Source organism: Massilia sp. GER05 (genome assembly GCF_052056005.1).
In the GTDB taxonomy this organism is placed as follows: Bacteria; Pseudomonadota; Gammaproteobacteria; order Burkholderiales; family Burkholderiaceae_D; genus Telluria; species Telluria orientalis.
Genome location: NZ_CP178858.1, coordinates 4928182 through 4946940 on the forward strand (window position 1 = coordinate 4928182; position 18759 = coordinate 4946940).

Consider the following 18759-nt stretch of genomic DNA (forward strand, 5'->3'; position numbering starts at 1 on the left):
CATGGTGCATGCACAGTTGGTTCAATCAAGAGCGGTTGACAGCACTATACCGCCTATTCTCCACACCGATAAGGGCTATTCACCAGAATGGATGTTGATTGGCCCTTACAGCGCCCATGATTGGACAGTTCGGAATATTGGCAATAAGCCTCCCAGGGTGCTGACATTCAACGTGAAGATACCTAATGGAGGAGTTCTTTCTGACTACCCCAATCTCTACGAATCGATTAAACGCATCGCGTACGGCGTCCGCACTGGCCCCCTCGCCGAAGTCGAAAGTGCAGATGTTCAAGCAACAATCGTAAGCAACCTGACCACACTCGCGTGTTGGATGATAAGCCGCGGCATCAAGCGTTTCTCCGATCTCACTAAGGCTGACCGCGAGGAATACGCCTGTGCTGCGGTCTATGGTGTCCACAATGTCTTAAATACTGAATCGATTTTGGAACGACACCTTGAGAATCTAATTGCAGAAGCAAACTTTCAGGCTGATGACGATCTTGAAACGCGTCGGTGGAAAGCAATGCGTGTTTTCCCCGTACGAAAAAAAACAAACCAAAGTATCAACTCTGCAGTTCTCGACAGGATGGCTATTCTCAGCGATGCAGGGCTCGGCACATTTGCGGCAAACGGCCGGTCTGGTGTCCTAATAACGCTTTTAGACGAAACCGAAGCACTGTGCATGCTATACCAGCCAGGTTTCATAAAAGCAAGAACAAAGAAATCGCAGAGCAAAGAAGTGAATAATAACCCGGAACCTGAATTTTTAGGGAAGGGAAACGCGAATAACAGCGTCGATTCAGTGATCATCGATCGGGACACTTCCAGCAACCAATACATTGACCAAGCCGGAGCAACTAAAACGGACAATCGGAGAGTACCACGTCAGGGTAAGGCCAATACCTTAAGTGAAATAAGGCAACCGGATCAAACAGAGGCGGCGCTAGCGCAATCGAAGGACGATTATGACGACAAGCCCGTATCCGAAGAACACCTTCGTCGATTTCTCATGTCGTTCCAATACCTTTACGATCACCGACGGTATCTGGAAGATGCATTAACCAGCGCTCCGTTCTTTTCGACATCTGCGCGAGCCGAAGCACAGAAACTCGGCCGGGAAGTCGGTCGTACCGGAACTATTCCAGTCGCGCAAGCAACATGTCTTATTGAGCGGTCTGTACGGTGGGTTCTCGACTATGCTCCGACCCTGCTAGCGTTATACAGCCACGCTGAGATCGTATATGAGGCGGACCCGGGTCGCGCTGCCGTTAAATATGCTGAGCATCTAGACTCGTTTCGAACTTGGCCGACGGGTCCCGCCAGTCCGTTTCCTATAGTACCGACTCGGATTAGCGACACCGGAGAATCCTCGAACGAACAAACCCGTGCCGAATCGCTGCGTGATGGGATGAGTCTCCACTCTGCCATTCTATTTTTAATGACTGCCTGCGCCGTAGTTATCGCTGCCTTTAGTGCAAGGCGCGCCTCGGAGATTATAGGTCTCAAAGCAGGTTGTGTTCATATTGATGACTCTGGTCAACCTTGGCTTGAATGCTTCATCCATAAGACTTTGAAGACCGAATCACGTATTCCAGTTCCAGAGGTAGTGGTGGCTGCCGTAAACGTTCTTGAAAAATTGAGCGAGCGAGCCAGGCGGCTCACTGGTGAATCCTATGTCTTCCAGTACAATGTCCCAGGATCCGATAGAACCTACGGAATAAGCGAGATGAATTTTCCGGTTTTTCGCCTAGCCGAAAATTTGCGCAAATTCGGATATTTCGTAGACGTTCCTCGACTGGAAGATGGCACACCATGGACGTTCAAGCCGCATCAGTTCCGGCGATTCTTCGCGATTCTTTATATCTGGATTTACGATAAGGGCGATTGGGGCGCATTGCAGTATCATCTCAGACACTTCACCAGTGAAATGACCCGTCGCTACGCCTCGGAGAACGAAATCGGGCAAATCATCGCTCAAGTCGACAAGGAGCACACCGCAAACATTCTTGCCAGCGCGGCCTTAGGATTGACTTATATCGGCGGTTCGGAAGGCACGCGATTAAAACAAGTTGCACAACGACTTCATGCTCAGATGGCAAAACATACAGATGTTGTTTCACCTCGCAAGTACAAGCAGAAACTTGAGCGGCTAGTCGAGCGTACGGGCGTCTCATTGACAGGATTCCCTTGGGGCTACTGTGTGCTTCGAAAGGCAAACAAGAAGCGTCACTGTAACTGCACGAATTCCTCGGAACCGGATCACGGTCAAGCCAGCGAAATTACCTGCACCGGCTGCGCGTTTAACATGGTAACGCAATCTGCGCAGAGCTCCTTGATTAACGCCATCAAGTTTCATCAAGAGACTGCCGAATCTGAAGACTCTCCGGCAATCCTCCGCGAAGCCAGCCGGGCGATTCATCAGAAGCTTATTGCTGCCTTGGCCGAAACGCAATGCCCTTTACCACAGGGAGACCCTGATGACTAACACGAATGATGCCGGTACACCGCGAGCAAATAAACCAGCCATTGCGTTGAAGCGGCGGAACGACGCAATCAAGAAGTATGTTTTCAAACTTAATAAATTAGAGGAACTACTGGACACCAATGCTATTGAGTCGATTCCAAAGAATATGCGCCCCGCGACATTTGTCGCATGGATAGACGAGACACTTGGCATCGAAAGGTTTTCCAGAAACGCCCTCTACGAAACAGATGTGGAATACACTGCACTTCACGAGAAAATGGAACATCTTCTCGAACGATTGGCAAAGAAAAGGCAAAGTAAATCTAAAAAAGAAAGCGAGATCAGCAATTTGCGTGAACAACTCAAAACGGCAGAAAGGAGGATTCAATCCTATGTGGATGATTATACTGCCGCGAGAGCTGAGCTACAGGAGAAGGATAAGGAAATAGCTCGTCTTCTGCTCCAACTTAGTAGGATGAAGGACTACGACCAAAAGGTGACACCACTTCGGGCTGCTCGACGTTCACACGACGATAGCGATCGACATTAACTATGGAATGTCGTCTTGAATACACTAGCGATCGGTTTGTCTATGCTGATAGACCCTATCCTGGCATACCCCTGCTCGTGGACTCTCGGTTTAATTTCGTGGCGCCGGTGTGTGACTACTTACGCAACCTCGTTATACACGAACAACTTGAGACCAGTTCAGTCAAGACCTACGCGCAATATATTCAGCTTTTCTGGAACTACTTGGAAGGAGAAGGAGCGAACTACGCTGAGGTAACAGATAAGCAACTTCTTACATGGTTGAACCAACAGAGAAATCGCGATAATAAGATTTATGTGGCCACAGCTCGATGCGACGCAATTTTCGACATGTACTGTTGGCTTGAAGTAAACGGATATGTAAAAGACATCGTACGCATACCCGGGCATAACGATGGGCAAAATTTCGAACCGCTGCTATCCAGTAAGCGTGCTCGTCCTGGCAAATTTCGTCCTTCACGATTTGGGGTGGTTTCAGGTGTCCGTCCGAGGGCGAATGACGCCAATAGTGTTCAGCCTACTCCCACCAATGAAGACCTAACAAAATTGTATATTGCAGCCGATAATCCGAAGAACCCAAGCCTGACGGACCGCAACCATCTGCTTATCGATTGGTACGGCCAAACGGGCGTTCGTCGGATCGAGGCCCAGAATTTGACTGTCGATCAAATTCCAGAGTGGTCTGTAATTGATGATCTACGCCGAGACGGGTATATCTGCGAATTGCGTATCGTTAAGACCAAGGGTGGTAAGCCAAGACATATAGGCGTGCTACCAAGCTTATTGGAACGAACTCGGGAGTGGATAGAGGGCCCACGAGCAGATATCGTCGAGCGATTCAGGAGAAAAAGCTCGACCTATAAGGAGCCAAAAGAAATTTTTATTTCGGCAAAGACCGGTGCAGCCTTGACGTTGACAACCATGAGCAACCTATTTACTGCATTTTTCGGAAAAGCTAAAGTCGAGGGACATGGACATCGGATTCGCGCTCACTACCTCACCAATCTCCTCCACTCCGAAATAGACGCTGCGACAGCTCTTTTGATTTCAAACGGCGGAACGTTTAAAGATATTGATTGGGAACTTATTATAAGAAAAGTCGCAGAACGTGCCGGACATCGGAACGTAGATAGTATAAGAGACTACGTCACCATCCTAAAGAAAAGATATCAAAGACTTTCCGGACATGACGATTTGGTAACGATCGATCAGATGCTGAAGGCAAAGAAGCAAGAACTCGCATTGGTTGAACACCGGATTTCGAACGGGAAAACAGAACTTGAGGCGCTAACAAAATTGGGGGCAAAAACTGATAGTAGTACGAGATAAATCATACAACGAATAAGGCGAAGCCCGGCGTTTTTATTCCGTACCCTACCCATGCTTCTGAGACTCAGGAAATCTAAAAATGGCAGTGGATTACGGTCAGCAACGAGTCGCTCCCAGATGATCATCGCCCGGAAGCCATAAGGTCTACCTCGACACAATCGCGGTCGGAGGCAGGATCCTTTCAGCAGACACTTGGAACTGACGTCGTCCTTGGGGGGGTAAAGTCATCAATGTTTGCCGAGGTGATCGACAGCCTTCCCCCGGTTCACACCTCCTTGAACTCCTCGACGTTGGGCGCCGCCGACGGTCCGGGACGGTGTCCACTCAAGGTCGCGTGAGGCTACTTGCTACGCTTAGGCAAATCTGTTGGGATGGGGGATAGCGCATCTCCGGTACAAGGAATACGGTCTTTGATAATAGGAGATTATCAAAGACCGTAAACGGCTTCCCAGCGTCCTACAAGATGACAATACTTCTATAATGTCAAATCTCCTCAGGCATCGCCGCCAAGCGTCGCCGTATAACTTGCGTCAGCCGACAAATTCTCCGGATGCCAGCTGCTAACTCTTCCGAAGACAGCAAATACTTGGCAACAGGAAAAATTTCCTGTTGCCGGGATCGCTAAGTATTCGCTAAGTGTTTCTCCATACCATCGCAAGCCAGATGCTCATCATATCCTCCGTCTCGCTACGCTTTAGTGTGCACATGACGTCGAAGAAAATTCCGGGCGACGTGCGCCGACTCGTGTTGTTCGCAATTCCTTCAGTGCCATACCTAGAAGCCGGCCTACATTCGGGATCTGGAAGCAAATAAATAAGAAAGAGGTAGGAACCTGCCGGTCCCGTTTGCCCAAGGCTCAGGTTTTTAGATGGCTTCGACCGGCAGCAGAAGCTCGGCCTGTGCCGACCTGTGGCATCGCCCATTCGGATGTTGGTAAGCGGCTTAGTGTGCTTTGGTTTGCGTTTTCTGAGCTGCTCCCCATTAATAAGGCTTAGCGCGCAATTCCCGTTTTCCCTATTCGCCTCGGGTTGCCCGGCTGCATCACCGCCGTCACCGTGACCTTGACGCTGTGCTCCTGTTCGAACGCAGCGGCGGCCTCCTTCATCGCAGGGCCGGTCTGCCGGGGCCGTACACAAGGACGGCCTGTTGCGCGCACGCCAAGCCCGCACTCAGCGCCAGCAGTGCACCGGCGAAGCCGAGGCGGCCAGCATTCAAGGAAGGATTTGATTGCATCGAGAATCCCTTATTAGTGTGGCGTTAATAAAGAGAGCATGGTTGGTATCACACCGCCAGCAGCCTGATCAGTACGAAGCTGACCGCGCCCAGCCCCAGCAGCGACAGCACGACCACCGACGTCACCTTGCCGCCGGCCCGCAACACCGCGCGAGCGTCGACGCCCAGCCCCAGCGCGGCCATCGACATGATGGTGAAGAAGTTCGCAGCCTCGTGCGCCGGCACCAGGGCTGCCTCCGGAATCCAGCCCGCGGAACGTGCAGCCAGCAGCAACAGGAAGCCGACGATGAACCAGGGCACCAGGTGCGACAGGCGAAGACGCGCATTGCCGCTGCCGCCACGGCGTCCAATCATCGACAGCACCAGCACCACCGGGCCGAGCATCAGGACGCGCACCAGCTTCACCAGAGTGCCGATATGTACGCTCGCGGCCGATACCGAAGCGGTTGCGGCCAGCACCTGCGGCACGGCGTACACGGTCAGGCCGGCGAACACGCCATACTCGACCGGGGTGAAGGACAGCAAGCCGACCAAGAACGGCAAGCCCAGCACCACCACCACGCCCAGCACCGCCGTAAAGGCGATCGACGCCGCCACGTCCTTGCCGTCGGCGTCGATCACCGGGGCCACCGCGGCAATCGCGGAATTGCCGCAAATCGAATTGCCGCAGGCGATCAGCATTGCCATCTTCTTCGGCAGGCCGAGCCCGCGCCCGATGAAATAACTGAGCACGATAGCGATCACGACGACGCCGGCGATGCCGACGATCAGTCCCAGGCCGTTTTCCAGCAACGCACCGGCGCTGACCGAGGCGCCCAGCAGGACGACCGCAATCTCCAGCAGCAGCTTGGCGCCAACGTGAATACCGGACTCGAAGCGTGGGTGAAGCCGATGCAGGGTGCGCACGCCGGTGCCGAGCAAGATTGCCAGTACCAGACTTTCGAGCCAGGCGCGGCCGAAAACCCGGGTTTCAGCAGCCTCGAGGGCATAGGCTGCAAGCGTCACCGCGCCGCACAGCAGCAGGCCAGGGACAACGGGAAGGAAAGCGTTCGGCTCGTTCTTCATGATTTTTTCTCATATGTATATACGTTGACCGAGTTATTCTCAGCCAACACAAACATTCGGTCCATCTTATAATTTGAGACGAACCATTCGAATTGAATGAACAATGACCCTGGAACAGCTTCGCATCTTCGTGGAAGTCGCACAACGCCAGCACCTGACGCAGGCCGCCGCCGCCCTTCACCTGACGCCATCGGCGGTGAGTGCCTCGGTCAAGACGCTCGAAGACCGTTACGGCACGGCCCTCTTCCACCGCGTCGGCCGGCGTATCGAAACCAGCGAGGCCGGCCGCATCTTCCTGGACGAAGCCAGGCGCACGCTGGCCAGCGCTCGCGCGGCCGAGGCCACGCTCACCGAGCTGGGCGAGCTGCGGCGCGGGTCGCTGTCCATCCACGCCAGCCAGACCATCGCCAGCTACTGGCTACCGGCGCTGCTGGTGCGCTTTCGCCAGGCCTATCCGGCGATTGATCTACGGCTCGAAGTCGACAATACGGAGAACGTTGCGCAGGCAGTGCTCCAGGGCATGGCCGACCTCGGCTTCGTCGAAGGCGCGATCGACGAACCGGCGCTGGCGAGAGAGGTCGTAGGCAACGACAGGATGGTCGTGGTGGTCGCGCCTGGCCATCCGTGGGCACGCGGGCAGCCGTTGGAAGCGGCCGACTTGCTGGGTGCGCAATGGATTTTGCGCGAAGCCGGTTCGGGCACGCGCTCGGCCTTCGAAGCGGCACTCGACGCGGCCGGGATCCAGGCGGACGCGCTGCGGGTCGACATTGGCCTGCCGTCGAACGAAGCGGTGCGCAGCGCGGTGATGGCCGGGCCGTACGCCACTGCCGTGTCCGAGCTGGTGGTGGCTTCGCACCTGCAGGCTGGTCTACTGGCGCAAGCGAGCTTCGACCTGCCGGCACGCAGTTTTTCGATGCTGCGCCATCCTGAACGCCACCGCAGCCGCGCGGCCGCCGCATTCGAGGAGCTGGTGCGTGCCCATCCGGCCTGAAAAAATAATTGCGTTCACGTGGAATAAAGCACGGCCAGATGCGTTCACCCAGGTAAGAACAATTTTTTCCGAAGTCCTACCAGGGAGTTGTCATGAATACCAAGTACCTGATCATCCTGCTGGCCGGCAGCGCCGGCCTCACCACAAGCGCCCTGGCCGGCCCGGCCCTCGATGCAGCCCACGCGCATTTCGCCGCAATCGGCGCAGGAGACCGCACGGCCATCATGCGCGACTATGCCGACAACGCCCGCCTCACCTGGGTCGGCGGTCCGCTCGACGGCAGCTACGACGGTCCGGCGGCCATCGGCGCCGTATGGGACAAGTTCACCGCCGCCGCCGGACCGGCACGCGTCAACGTCATGGGGGCCGCCGAGTCGGCGAACCCGAAAGGCGTAACGGTGGTGGCCGCCGTCCATTTCGAAGGCAAGGTTCAGGTCAAGGCGCGCTATGTGCTGACCTACCGTGACGGCAAGCTGGTCAATGAGACCTGGCAGGTCGATCCCAAGCTGGCCGCTGGCGCTCACTGAAACAGGACGACGATGAGCTTCGTGCCTGACGATGCCGCCAACCACCTGCTGGCCTACGTGCCGCGCCTGCGCCGCTACGCGCGTGCGCTGGTCGGCGACCGCGCCGCCGCCGAGGACCTGGTCCAGGACACGGTCGAACGCGGCTGGGCAGGCTTGCGGAGCTGGCAGCGCGGCACCGACATGCGCGCCTGGTTATTCTCGATCATGCATAACCTGCGGGTCGACCAGGGCCGTCGCGGGACGCTGCAGACCGAGCCGCTGGACGATGAGACGCCGGTGACGGCAATGCACGGGCACGAATCGATCGGCCTCGAGCTGCGCGACCTCGACACCGCCCTGCGTCTGCTGTCAGAGGAACACCGCGCGGTCCTGCTGCTGGTCGGGCTCGAGGAAATGCGTTACGAGGACGTCGCGAGCTCGCTGGGGATCCCTGTCGGGACCGTGATGTCGCGCCTGTCGCGCGCACGCGAAAAACTGCGCGCGCTGATGGAGGGCCGTGCTTCCGTCGTTCCATTGAAAGTCGTCAAATGAACATCCTGCCCGTTACCGAAGCTGACCTGCACGCCTATGTCGACGGCAGACTGCCGCCAGCCAGGCGCGCCGAGGTCGAAGCTTATCTGGCCGCACGTCCGGAAGAAGCAACGAGGATTCAGGCCTACGCCTCTCAAAACGATGGCCTGCACGCCCTGTTCGATGCCGTGCTCGACGAGCCGGTGCCTCTGCGGATGGCCGCGCCAACGCGTCGGCGGAGCAGCTGGCGCGACGGCTGGCAGTGGAGCCTGGCCGCCGGGCTGGCGATCGCCCTCATCAGCGGCGGCGCCGGCTGGGGCCTGCGCGGGGCAGCGGACCACGACCTGCGCCTGGCGCAGTCCGACATGAGCCTGGCCTATCCGCAACAGGCCGCCTCCGGGCTTGCGCACCAGGCCGCGGTCGCCCACGTGGTCTACAGTCCGGAGGTGCGGCGGCCGGTGGAAGTCGGCGCCGACCAGGAAGACCAGCTGGTCGCCTGGCTGTCCAAGCGTTTGGGCAGCAAGATCCATCCGCCGCGCCTGGGCAAGCTCGGCTATGAATTGATCGGCGGGCGCCTGCTGCCCGGCGCCAGCGGGCCGGTGGCGCAATTCATGTACCACGACAGTGCCGGCCAGCGCCTGACCCTGTACGTGTCGACCGAGCAGGCACACAACAAGGACACGGGTTTCCGCTTTGCGAAGGAAGGCCCCGTGAACGTCTTTTACTGGATCGACGGCAAGTTCGGATATGCGCTCTCGGCCGGCATCGACAAGGGTCAACTGGCGCGCGTCGCCAGCGCCGTATACGAACAACTGGAGGGACCGGTTTGAAAAACCAGTATTTGATTGTTGCCTGCTTCTTGAGCGCCGCCTGCGCCGCCCAGGACATGCCGCATGCGCACGGGCGTGCAACTGCAGGCAGCGCGCCGCCCGCAGCTTTCGTCGCCAGCAGCGCCAAACCGTATGCCGCGCTGGCCGCGGACGCCATGGCCGTCATGGACGACGGCATGCGGCGCGCACCCATGACCGGGGAGCCTGGACACGACTTCGTCACCATGATGATCCCACACCACCAGGGCGCGATCGACATGGCGAAGGCCATCCTCGTGCACAGCACCGACCCAGAACTACGCAACCTGGCGCAGGGCATCATCGCCGAGCAGCAGAATGAAATCAACGTGATGCAGGCCTGGCTGCGAGGTCACCACGGCGGCGCAGCCACCACTACTCACCACAAGGACTCCCATGCACACCACTAAATCGCTCTGCGGCATTGCCCTGGCCGCTGCCCTCTCCGCCACCCTTGCGCCCGCCCACGCCCTCCCCGGCGCGCAGGACCGCGTCTATACCGCTGACCAGAACAGCAACACCGTCTCGGTCATCGATCCGTCCACGAATACCCTGCTGGGCCAGATCCGCCTCGGCAACCAGCGCCCGGACGTGCTCTCGCCGCTGTACAAGGGTGAAGTGAACGTGCACGGCCTGGGCTTTTCGCCCGACCACAAGACCCTGATCGCGATCGCTAACGGCTCGAATTCGGTCACCTTCATCGACACCGCCACCAACAAGGTCAAAGGCGTGACCTACATCGGCCGCTCGCCGCACGAGGGCTTCTTCACGGCCGACGGACGCGAGGTCTGGGTGGTGGTGCGCGGCGAAGACTATATCTCGGTGATCGACCCGGCCACCTTCAAGGAAAAGCGCCGCATCCAGACGACCGGCGGACCCGGCATGGTGATGTTCCATCCGAACGGCAAGCTCGCCTTCGTGGTGTCGAGCTTCAACCCTACCGTCGACGTCGTCGACGTCAAGTCGCACAAGGTCGTCAAGCACATTCCGGTGACCAGCCCGTTCTCGCCCTTCCTGCAATTCACACCGGACTTCAAGGAAGTGTGGATGACCCACAAGGACGTCGGCAAGGTCACCCGCATCGACACCGCGACGCTGGCGGTGAAGGGCGTCATCGACACCGGCTTCATCACCAACCACCTGGCCTTCGCGAAGACCGCCGACAGCGTGCGCGCCTATGTGACCATCGGCGGCGAGAACATGGTCAAGGTCTACAGTACCGGCGATTCGCCGGCGCCGGTGGCAAGCATTCCGACCGGCGCCCTGCCGCACGGCGTCTGGAGTTCGGACGACGGCAGCCGCGTCTACGTGGGCCTGGAGAATGGCGATGGCGTGGATGTCATCGACACTGCCGCCAACAAAGTCGTGGCCCACGCGCCGGTCGGGCAGGCGCCGCAGGCCCTGGTCTACGTGTCGCATGTCGTGCCGGCCGGCGCCGGCGCCGCCAACCTGGTCCAGCGCGCCAACACCGAGCCGGTGAACATCGCGCTCAAGCCGGCCGCCGGCGAGGCTAAGGGCTTCGTGGTGGCGCGCAACCTCGGCCTGACGGATGCGTTCGAGGTGTCGCTCTACAAGCTCAAGCCAGACACGGTGTACAGCGTGTATGCCAGCGGCCAGGCGGCGCCGGTCGCCAGCTTCAAGACCAACCCCAAGGGCATGGCCAACGGCACTGCCATCGGCCCGATGCGCGAAGTGGCGGGCAGCCTGTCGGGCAAGCAGGCCACGGCCAGCCGCATCCTCGTCATGGAGGGTGATGCGCCCGCGAATCCTGCCAAGGCGGCGTTGACGAGCGTACAATAACTCGGCAAGCCGTGGCACAGGTAGTCCAACCGTAAGAACGGAGACCAGCATGACCAAGCTTCCCCCGGCACCGGCACGCCGAACCTTCCTGCGCCAGGCCGGCGCCCTCGGCGCCGCCGGCGCCTTCGGCAGCCCGGTACTGAACGCACTGGCCGCCGAGTCCGGCCACGTGACCCTGCCCTTCGCCAACGGCGCGCGCCCGCTGGTGGCTTATCCGCAAAAGCGCCCGCTGATCCTGCTGACCGCGCGCCCGCCCCAGCTCGAGACGCCCTTTGGCGTCTTCAACGACAGCGTGATCACACCCAACGACGCTTTCTTCGTACGCTACCACTGGGCCGGGATCCCCACCTCGATCGACCTGCAGACCTATCGCCTGCGCGTTGGCGGCAACGTCAACACGCCGCTCGAACTGTCTCTGGCCGACCTGAAGCAACTGGCCGACGGCGTCGAACTGGTCGCCGTCAACCAGTGTTCGGGCAATAGCCGCGGGTTCTCGACGCCGCGGGTGAACGGCGGCCAGCTGGCCAATGGCGCGATGGGCAATGCGCGCTGGACAGGGGCCCCCCTGAGCAAGGTGCTGGAAAAGGCCGGCGTCAAGGCCGGATCGCTCCAGGTGGCCTTCAATGGCCTGGACAAGCCGCCGGTAGGCGACGGCCCGGACTTCATGAAGGCGCTCGACGTCGACCACGCTCTCGATGGCGAAGTCATGCTGGCCTGGCAGATGAACGGCGCCGACCTACCGGTCATGAATGGCTATCCGCTGCGCTTGGTGGTGCCCGGCTACTACGGCACCTACTGGGTGAAGCACCTGTCCGACATTACGGTGATGGACAAGGTGTTCGACGGTTTCTGGATGAGCACCGCCTATCGCATCCCGGCCAACGCCTGCGCATGCACCGAACCCGGCAAGTCGGCCGCGAAGACGGTGCCGATCGGCCGCTTCAACGTGCGCTCCTTCATCACGAGCCTGACCGACGGCGCCCAGCTAGCGCGCGGGCGCCAGACCGTCGTGCGGGGCATCGCCTTCGATGGCGGCTACGGCGTTACCGACGTGGCCTTCTCCAGCGATGCCGGTAAGACCTGGCAAGCGGCCCAGCTGGGCAAGGACCTGGGCCGTTACTCTTTCCGCGAATGGAGTACGGTCTTCACCCCGTCGCGCAAGGGCGAGCACGTGCTGCTGGTGCGCGCCACCAACCGTATCGGCCAGGGCCAGCCGTCTACCGCCCTGTGGAATCCGCCCGGCTACATGCGCAATGTCGTCGAATCCGTGCGCGTGGTCGCGGTATGAGGAACCAGTCGATGAAACCATTCCTGCTGTCCCTGCTGGTGGCCGCGGCTCCCGCGCTCGCCACCGAGATTCAGCTGCCGCCGGAAACGGCCCAGTTCAAGCCCAGCAGCCAGCCCGGCTACGCGCTGGTGCAGCGCAACTGCATGACCTGCCATTCGGTCGACTATCCGCAGACCCAGCCGCCGACTTCGCCGCGCAGCTACTGGGAAGCGACGGTCAAGAAGATGAAGCACCCCTACGGCGCGCAGTTCGACGATGCCGACATCCCGGCCATGGTGGACTACCTGACCAAGACCTACGGTGCCGAGCAGGGCAGCGCAGGCGCGCCGGCCATCGTACCTGCAGCGGCGAACAATCCTGCGGCTGCGCGCCTGGCATCCATTCCCGTACCCGCGAGAACGGGCGTGGCTTTGGCCGATGCCAAAGCGCTGCTCGCGGCCAACAACTGCCTCTCCTGCCACGCGGTCGACAAGACCGTCGTCGGCCCGGCCTACAAGGCGGTCGCGGCAAAGTATGCGCATGCCACGGACGCCGAAGCGACGGTAGCGAAGAACATCCGCGCCGGCGGCGCCGGCAAGTGGGGCCCGGTGCCGATGCCGCCTTACGGGCAGCTGAGCGAGGAGCAGGCTCGCAGCCTCGCGCGCTACGTGCTGTCGCAGTAAGCCCATGGCCATGATGCGGCTGCCTGCGCGGTGGCCGCTGCGTCCGGCGGCGATGCGGACAACACGGAACGCCGGAGGATCAAGGCTTGTTCGTCGCGGCGATCCGCGGTTCTGCGCTTCCTGGAAAATTGGTGCTATCATCGACCTCTGCTTTTGGAGATGGCATTCCTCCTGTAACCGCTCACCCCGAGCTGATGATGCCTACTTATTCCTGGTCAGGAAGAAGTAGGCACGCTCCTTCATGCCTGGCCAGGTTCATTCACCTGATTTCTGGCTTACATGAAGACATTCCGACAACCCGAACAAATCGATCTGCTGCCCTATATGGGCAAGTGGCTGGCACTTGCGTTACTAGTGGCGGCGCTGGCCGGTTCCGCATCTGCCTTTTTCCTGTTTGCGCTCGAACGCGCAACCTCCATTCGCGAAACGCACCCCTGGCTCATCTGGCTGCTGCCGCTCGCCGGCTTTGCGGTTGGATTGGCTTATCACGCCTTCGGCAAGCGCGTCGAAGCCGGTAACAATCTGCTGATCGACGAAATCCACGACCCGAAAAACACCATCCCGTTTCGCATGACGCCGCTCGTGCTCGGGGGCACCGTCATCTCCCACCTGTTCGGCGCCTCGGTCGGCCGTGAAGGCACCGCGGTCCAGATGGGTGGCTCGCTGGCCGATCAGCTGGCGCACCACTTCAAGGTGGACGCCCAAACCCGGCGCTTGTTGATCATGGCCGGCATCAGCGCCGGCTTCGCCTCGGTATTCGGTACGCCCCTGGCCGGCGCTATCTTCGGGCTCGAGGTCCTGGCCATCGGCCGAATGCGCTATGACGCCATCCTGCCATGTGTGGTCGCAGCGGTGATCGCCGACCAGGTCGGCCTGTCGTGGGGTGTGCACCACACCCACTACGCGGCAGGCGCCATTCCGCCATTGACCGGCAGCGGATTGCTGGCGACGCTTTGCGCCGGCGTCTTGTTCGGCTTGGCCGGCATGGTGTTCGCCAACGCCACCCACAAGCTGTCCGATTTCGTGAAGGCTCGCGTGCGCTACGCGCCGCTGCGCCCCCTGCTCGGCGGCCTGCTGGTCGCGCTGGCCGTCACGGTACTGGGCACCCAGCGCTACATCGGTCTCGGTATTCCGGTGATCCTCGAATCCTTTGCGCATCAACTCCCGGCCAGCGACTTCATCGGCAAGCTGGTCTTTACCGTCGTCTCGCTTGGATCGGGCTTCAAGGGTGGTGAAGTGACGCCACTGTTCTTCATTGGTGCGACGCTCGGCAATGCCCTCGCCCCGCTGTTGCACCTGCCGTTCGCGACCCTGGCCGCGGTCGGATTCGTGGCCGTGTTTGCGGGCGCGGCAAATACGCCGCTCGCATCGACCGTGATGGCCATTGAACTGTTCGGCGCGGAGATCGCCCCCTATGCCGCGCTCGGCTGCGTCGTCAGCTACCTGTTCTCGGGCCACACGGGAATTTATCGCGCGCAGCGCGTTGGACATGCGAAACCTCATCGCGACCTGCCGGAAGGCATCCGGCTTTCGGAAACATCGGCCTATCGCCCCGCCCACCCCACCGCCACTACGGCGGAGGAATGAAGAAAATGATTGACCAGACCATGAACGAACACTGCGCACTCCGTCTCTATTTTCCCACCTCCGCCAAGGCTCGCCGCACGCGTTTCTGGCATCGGCTCGGCGCACCCAGCCTGTCGCACCATTTGCTCATGGACGGTGGCGGAAACTGGGTCCGGACATTATTCCCATAATGTTGATTTACGCGGGTTGCCGCACAAGCATAAAGCTTCCCTATCTGCAGCCATGTTCACCGGGCTAGGCCTCCATCGTGCGAACCGGAGATTATCAAAGACCGTGGATCGGATTTTGGCTCCCTCTAAGCGACAGTATCTGAGTGCCGTTCGACGCCAACCTAACTTGTCTCGAACTCGATGCTGGCCGCAAGCGCGGGTCAAAGTTCCGGATTGCTCGTCTCATGCGAAGTGTGCAGAACATGCAGCGTAAACGAGGGACAGGAAACTGGACCATGCTGGAGGAGGCTGCGAAAACGCGACCTGCGCCTGATCATCGGCGGGATCGCCTTGCCGAACGAAGCCAGCGTGGGGGCTGCACGAAAAGCTGGGCTTTCGGAAGGCCCGCCAATTCACGGAGGTCGGCTTGAAGTTCGGGCGCTGGATCGATATTGGCTACTGGGAGCTCAAGTTCGGGAAGTGAGCGTGATGTGGGTACAGGCCCCTTTACGCTACAGCGCCCCGATAGCCTGTTGCAACTGCTTCAGCCGAGCCGGATTGACGCAGTAGCAGACCCTCTGCACATCGGACGAGCCCTCGATCAGCCCTGCTTCCTTCAGGATCGAGACATGCTGGGAAATCGTCGACGGCGCCAGCGGCAATACATCCGTCAGCTTCCCGAAGTAGCATTCGCCATAATCGATCAGGTGGCGGAGCAGCTGGATACGTGCAGGATGCGCGAGTGCCTTGCACATGCGTGCCAGGTCATCGGCATCGATGTCGGTATCACGCACGCGAGGAGTAGTTGGGGGACAGCAGGACTTTGACATAGATTTGTTCGTTGTTTGGCGAACGCAGAATAGACCTCAGGAGATACCTTTGTCAAAAGCTTCGGCGTACTGCCCCGGTGGTTCAGTGGCCACCGCTCGAAGGTAGAAGGCAAGCGAAGCGACAGACATGGCGAGCAGCGCGAACAGCAGTATCAAAGGACCGCTGTCGTAACGCAAGATTGCTGCCGCAGCGAGCGGCCCGGCCGCCTTCGAGAGGAGCGACGGACCTGCCATCGCGCCGGAGATTGCGCCGTAGTTCTCGCGGCCGAACAGCGCCTGAGGGACCGAGCCACGCACGATTGTTAGGATGCCGTTACTCAACCCGTACAGCACGCAGAAAGAAGCCGCCGCCCAGGCCTGCGAACCAAACAGCACGAGGACGAGCAAGGCCGCAGGGAGCATGGAGAACGTCAGCTTGCCGACCGTTTGTGGCGGCGTATTCCGCCCGAGCGTCATCTCCCCAATACGGCCCGCAACCTGCATCGGACCGATCAGCGTGGCCAGCATGACCGCCAGCGCCGCGGATTCGCCCAGGTGCCCGAGTAATGGGATCAGGTGGACCGACATGGCCGAGAAAATGAATGCATTGGCCGAGAATGCCAGTGCCAGCATCCAGAACGCCTGGTGCCGCAAAGCTTCCGCCAGGGTGTGACTCCGGGGCGCACCGACTGGATCCCTCAACTTGCTGCGGGCCGTATCGGCGCCCAGCCAGAGATGCAGCGGCACGCAGATCAGAAGCTGTATGGCCCCATACCAGAGGTAGGTGTCGCGCCAGCCGAGCATCGTATGCAGTTTGGCGGTCAATGGCCAGAACACCGTGCTGGCAAAACCTCCGAACAGCGTCAAGGTCGAAATCGCTTTTCTGGAGCCAATCTCGAGCTTGCGGTTGATCGTGGCAAAGGCGGCTTCGTAGAGCGTGAGCGCCATCGCCACGCCTATGAGCGTCCAGGCGACATAGTAGGATACGACACCGGTGCAGTGGCTGAGTCCAACCAGCCCAAGAGTACACAGGACCGAACCGGTCGCCATCACGTAGCGCCCGCCGTAGCGGTCCAGCAGGATGCCGACCGGCGTCGAGGCCAGTCCCGCAACGAGCAAGGCCCAGGAAAAGGCGCCGAACACTAGTTCCGGCGCGAGCGCCAGGTCACGCTCGATGTCGGGCGCCACGATGGAGAAGGCATAGTAAAGGGATCCCCACGAAACGATTTGGGTGACGGCGAGGATGCCGATGGTCTTCGATGGCTGTTGCACGCGAGGCTCCAGGTTGGCGCCGCCGGCTGGCACCGGCGGCAGTTCATTCAATCAGGCGCAGCAGCTGATCCTGGCCGGCGCACTGCAGCCGCAAGCGCCGGACGGCGACGGCGCCGGAACGCAGCAGCTCGCGGCCTGCGCCGCCGGCACACCGCAGCAGGAAGCGGCCGACTCGGATGCAGCATCTTCGTAGGCCAGCCGCGTATTGCACACGCCCGTTTCCGGCAGGTCGAGCTGCACGTCGTCGGTCGCAGCCATATCGCCGACAAGCGCTGCGACCACGGAGCGCACCTGCTCGTACCCGGTCGCCATCAAGAAATTGGGGGCGCGGCCATAGCTCTTCGCACCGACGGCGTAGTAGCCGGGTTCCGGGTGGGCCAGCTCGTTATGTCCGTGCGGACGGACGGTGCCGCAGCTGTGCTCGTTCGGATCGATCAGGGGCGCCAGCGCATCGGTGCTTTCGAGCCATGGGTCATGGCGCACGCGCAGTTCGCGCGTCAGCGCGAGGTCGGGCCGCGCCCCGGCCGCGCAGATAATCCGGTCGACCCCGTCGATCACCGGCGCGGCGCGGCCGAGCGGCTCTCCGGTCACGCGGATCCGGCCGTCGACTTCTTCCAGTTGCTCGATCCGGAAGTTCTGGCGCAATTCCAGTCCACCGGAGTCGCGCAGGGCCTTCAGGCGCAGCCCGAGCTGGCCGCGTGCCTGCAAGCCATCGGCTTCGCCGCCGCCGAACACCCGGGTCATGTTGCTGCCGCGGGTTGCCCACACGATGCTGGTCTTCGGATAATCCTCGGCTAGTTGCGCGAGCGCGAGCAGGCTTCCGGCTGCGGAGTGCCCGGCTCCGACGACAAGCACTCGCCGGCCCGCGAAGCGTTCGCGCGCGCCTCTAAGGACATCAGGCATGCCATAGTCGATGCGCGCCGCCAGTGCCGCTTCGCCATGTGCAGGGATGCCATCGGCACCTAGGGGATTCTGCTGCGACCAGGTGCCGGTAGCGTCAATCACGGCACTGGCCAGGTACTGCCGATTCCCTTCCGCCGTTTCAGTGCGGATCAGGAAGGGTGCGGCCTCGCGGCCCTTGGTCTTTACCTTGTCGAAACCGACGCGCGTGATGGCAATGACGCGCTGCCCGAGCAGCAGGTTGGCTGCAATTACGGGCGCCGCTGCGAGCGGAGCGAGGTAAGCGTCGAGTAATTCGCCGGCTGTCGGCAGCCCGTCGTCCGGCGGCGAAGTCCAACCGTGCTGCTGCAGAAGGCGGCGGGCCGCCTTGTCGACGTTGTATTGCCAGGGCGAGAACAGGCGCACGTGGCGGTAGGTGGACAGGTTGGCGCCTACCTTGGAACCAGCTTCGAGAATAAGCGGTGTCAGGCCCCGCTCGATCAGGTGCGCAGCCGCTGCAAGGCCTACGGGACCTGCTCCAAGCACCGCCACCGGCAGTTGTTGTTCTTCGTTGCTATTCATTCTTGTTCTCCTCGTCTAGTCAGGCAAAGTTCTGTTGGTCCGCAGCCAAACCTCGGCATTTCCTATTTCATCGAATTACGAATGCAGGGACCCAGCGATAGACCCGGCCGCGCTTGAACCGCTCATTCGTTAATCGACGAATATAGAATATCGTCGTTGTCATCAACCGGTCAAGATATTTCGATATATTTGGAAGTGTCGTATCAACCAACCGA

General features: G+C 60.3%; 16 protein-coding genes, 1 pseudogene and 1 riboswitch. Of the genes and pseudogenes, 13 read left to right on the forward strand and 4 right to left on the reverse strand.

The window, feature by feature from the left end; genetic code table 11:
- The first annotated feature begins 1 nt into the window (after position 1).
- The 3 genes from ACL58G_RS21785 (at position 2) to ACL58G_RS21795 (ending at position 4342) form a co-directional block, all read left to right on the forward strand.
- Positions 2-2485 carry a hypothetical protein gene (locus ACL58G_RS21785; RefSeq protein ID WP_440963128.1) on the forward strand — a complete coding sequence of 828 codons (2484 nt, stop codon included), beginning with the start codon at positions 2-4 and terminating at the stop codon, positions 2483-2485.
- Positions 2478-3014, forward strand: a complete 537-nt coding sequence (locus tag ACL58G_RS21790; protein WP_440963129.1) for a hypothetical protein — start codon at positions 2478-2480, stop codon at positions 3012-3014. The genes ACL58G_RS21785 and ACL58G_RS21790 overlap by 8 nt, the downstream gene beginning before the upstream one ends.
- Positions 3015-3217: 203 nt before the next feature.
- Complete coding sequence (locus tag ACL58G_RS21795) at positions 3218-4342, forward strand: hypothetical protein (RefSeq protein ID WP_440963130.1); 1125 nt, start codon at positions 3218-3220, stop codon at positions 4340-4342.
- 1281 nt (positions 4343-5623) lie between these two features.
- Here ACL58G_RS21795 and ACL58G_RS21800 read toward each other — a convergent pair.
- Positions 5624-6640: a YeiH family protein gene (locus tag ACL58G_RS21800; protein WP_440963131.1), complete on the reverse strand. Its 1017-nt coding sequence runs from the start codon at positions 6638-6640 to the stop codon at positions 5624-5626.
- Between the two features lie 103 nt (positions 6641-6743).
- Here ACL58G_RS21800 and ACL58G_RS21805 point away from each other — a divergent pair, with 103 nt between their 5' ends.
- The 10 genes and pseudogenes from ACL58G_RS21805 to ACL58G_RS21850 form a co-directional block, all read left to right on the forward strand.
- Entirely contained in the window at positions 6744-7631 is an 888-nt protein-coding gene (locus tag ACL58G_RS21805; RefSeq protein WP_440963132.1) for a LysR substrate-binding domain-containing protein, read from the forward strand.
- Between the two features lie 92 nt (positions 7632-7723).
- A complete protein-coding gene (locus ACL58G_RS21810) occupies positions 7724-8158 on the forward strand; it encodes a nuclear transport factor 2 family protein (RefSeq protein WP_440963133.1) in 435 nt (144 codons plus the stop codon).
- 12 nt (positions 8159-8170) lie between these two features.
- Positions 8171-8689, forward strand: coding sequence for an RNA polymerase sigma factor (locus ACL58G_RS21815; RefSeq protein ID WP_440963134.1), 519 nt, complete (start codon positions 8171-8173; stop codon positions 8687-8689).
- Entirely contained in the window at positions 8686-9498 is an 813-nt protein-coding gene (locus tag ACL58G_RS21820; protein WP_440963135.1) for an anti-sigma factor family protein, read from the forward strand. The genes ACL58G_RS21815 and ACL58G_RS21820 overlap by 4 nt, the downstream gene beginning before the upstream one ends.
- 56 nt (positions 9499-9554) lie before the next feature.
- The gene (locus ACL58G_RS21825) at positions 9555-9926 is read left to right on the forward strand and encodes a DUF305 domain-containing protein (RefSeq protein ID WP_440968087.1); all 372 of its coding nucleotides are present in this window, start codon (positions 9555-9557) and stop codon (positions 9924-9926) included.
- On the forward strand, positions 9913-11316 hold the full coding sequence (locus ACL58G_RS21830) for a YVTN family beta-propeller repeat protein (protein WP_440963136.1): 1404 nt from the start codon (positions 9913-9915) through the stop codon (positions 11314-11316). The genes ACL58G_RS21825 and ACL58G_RS21830 overlap by 14 nt, the downstream gene beginning before the upstream one ends.
- 49 nt (positions 11317-11365) lie before the next feature.
- Positions 11366-12604, forward strand: a complete 1239-nt coding sequence (gene sorA, locus ACL58G_RS21835; protein ID WP_440963137.1) for a SorA family sulfite dehydrogenase catalytic subunit — start codon at positions 11366-11368, stop codon at positions 12602-12604.
- On the forward strand, positions 12601-13266 hold the full coding sequence (gene sorB / locus ACL58G_RS21840; protein WP_440963138.1) for a SorB family sulfite dehydrogenase c-type cytochrome subunit: 666 nt from the start codon (positions 12601-12603) through the stop codon (positions 13264-13266). Before sorA ends, sorB begins: the two co-directional genes overlap by 4 nt.
- A 146-nt stretch (positions 13267-13412) precedes the next feature.
- Positions 13413-13477, forward strand: a riboswitch (Fluoride riboswitch).
- A gap of 68 nt (positions 13478-13545) precedes the next feature.
- The gene (locus ACL58G_RS21845; RefSeq protein ID WP_440963139.1) at positions 13546-14853 is read left to right on the forward strand and encodes a voltage-gated chloride channel family protein; all 1308 of its coding nucleotides are present in this window, start codon (positions 13546-13548) and stop codon (positions 14851-14853) included.
- 479 nt (positions 14854-15332) lie between these two features.
- Positions 15333-15486: pseudogene (locus ACL58G_RS21850) on the forward strand (N-acetyltransferase family protein); the annotation flags it as partial.
- Between the two features lie 28 nt (positions 15487-15514).
- Here ACL58G_RS21850 and ACL58G_RS21855 read toward each other — a convergent pair.
- From ACL58G_RS21855 to ACL58G_RS21865, 3 genes are all read right to left on the reverse strand, one after another.
- On the reverse strand, positions 15515-15796 hold the full coding sequence (locus tag ACL58G_RS21855; protein WP_440963140.1) for an ArsR/SmtB family transcription factor: 282 nt from the start codon (positions 15794-15796) through the stop codon (positions 15515-15517).
- Between the two features lie 72 nt (positions 15797-15868).
- The gene (locus ACL58G_RS21860) at positions 15869-17083 is read right to left on the reverse strand and encodes an MFS transporter (protein WP_440963141.1); all 1215 of its coding nucleotides are present in this window, start codon (positions 17081-17083) and stop codon (positions 15869-15871) included.
- A gap of 51 nt (positions 17084-17134) precedes the next feature.
- Entirely contained in the window at positions 17135-18544 is a 1410-nt protein-coding gene (locus ACL58G_RS21865) for an NAD(P)-binding protein (RefSeq protein WP_440963142.1), read from the reverse strand.
- Positions 18545-18759: the final 215 nt, after the last annotated feature.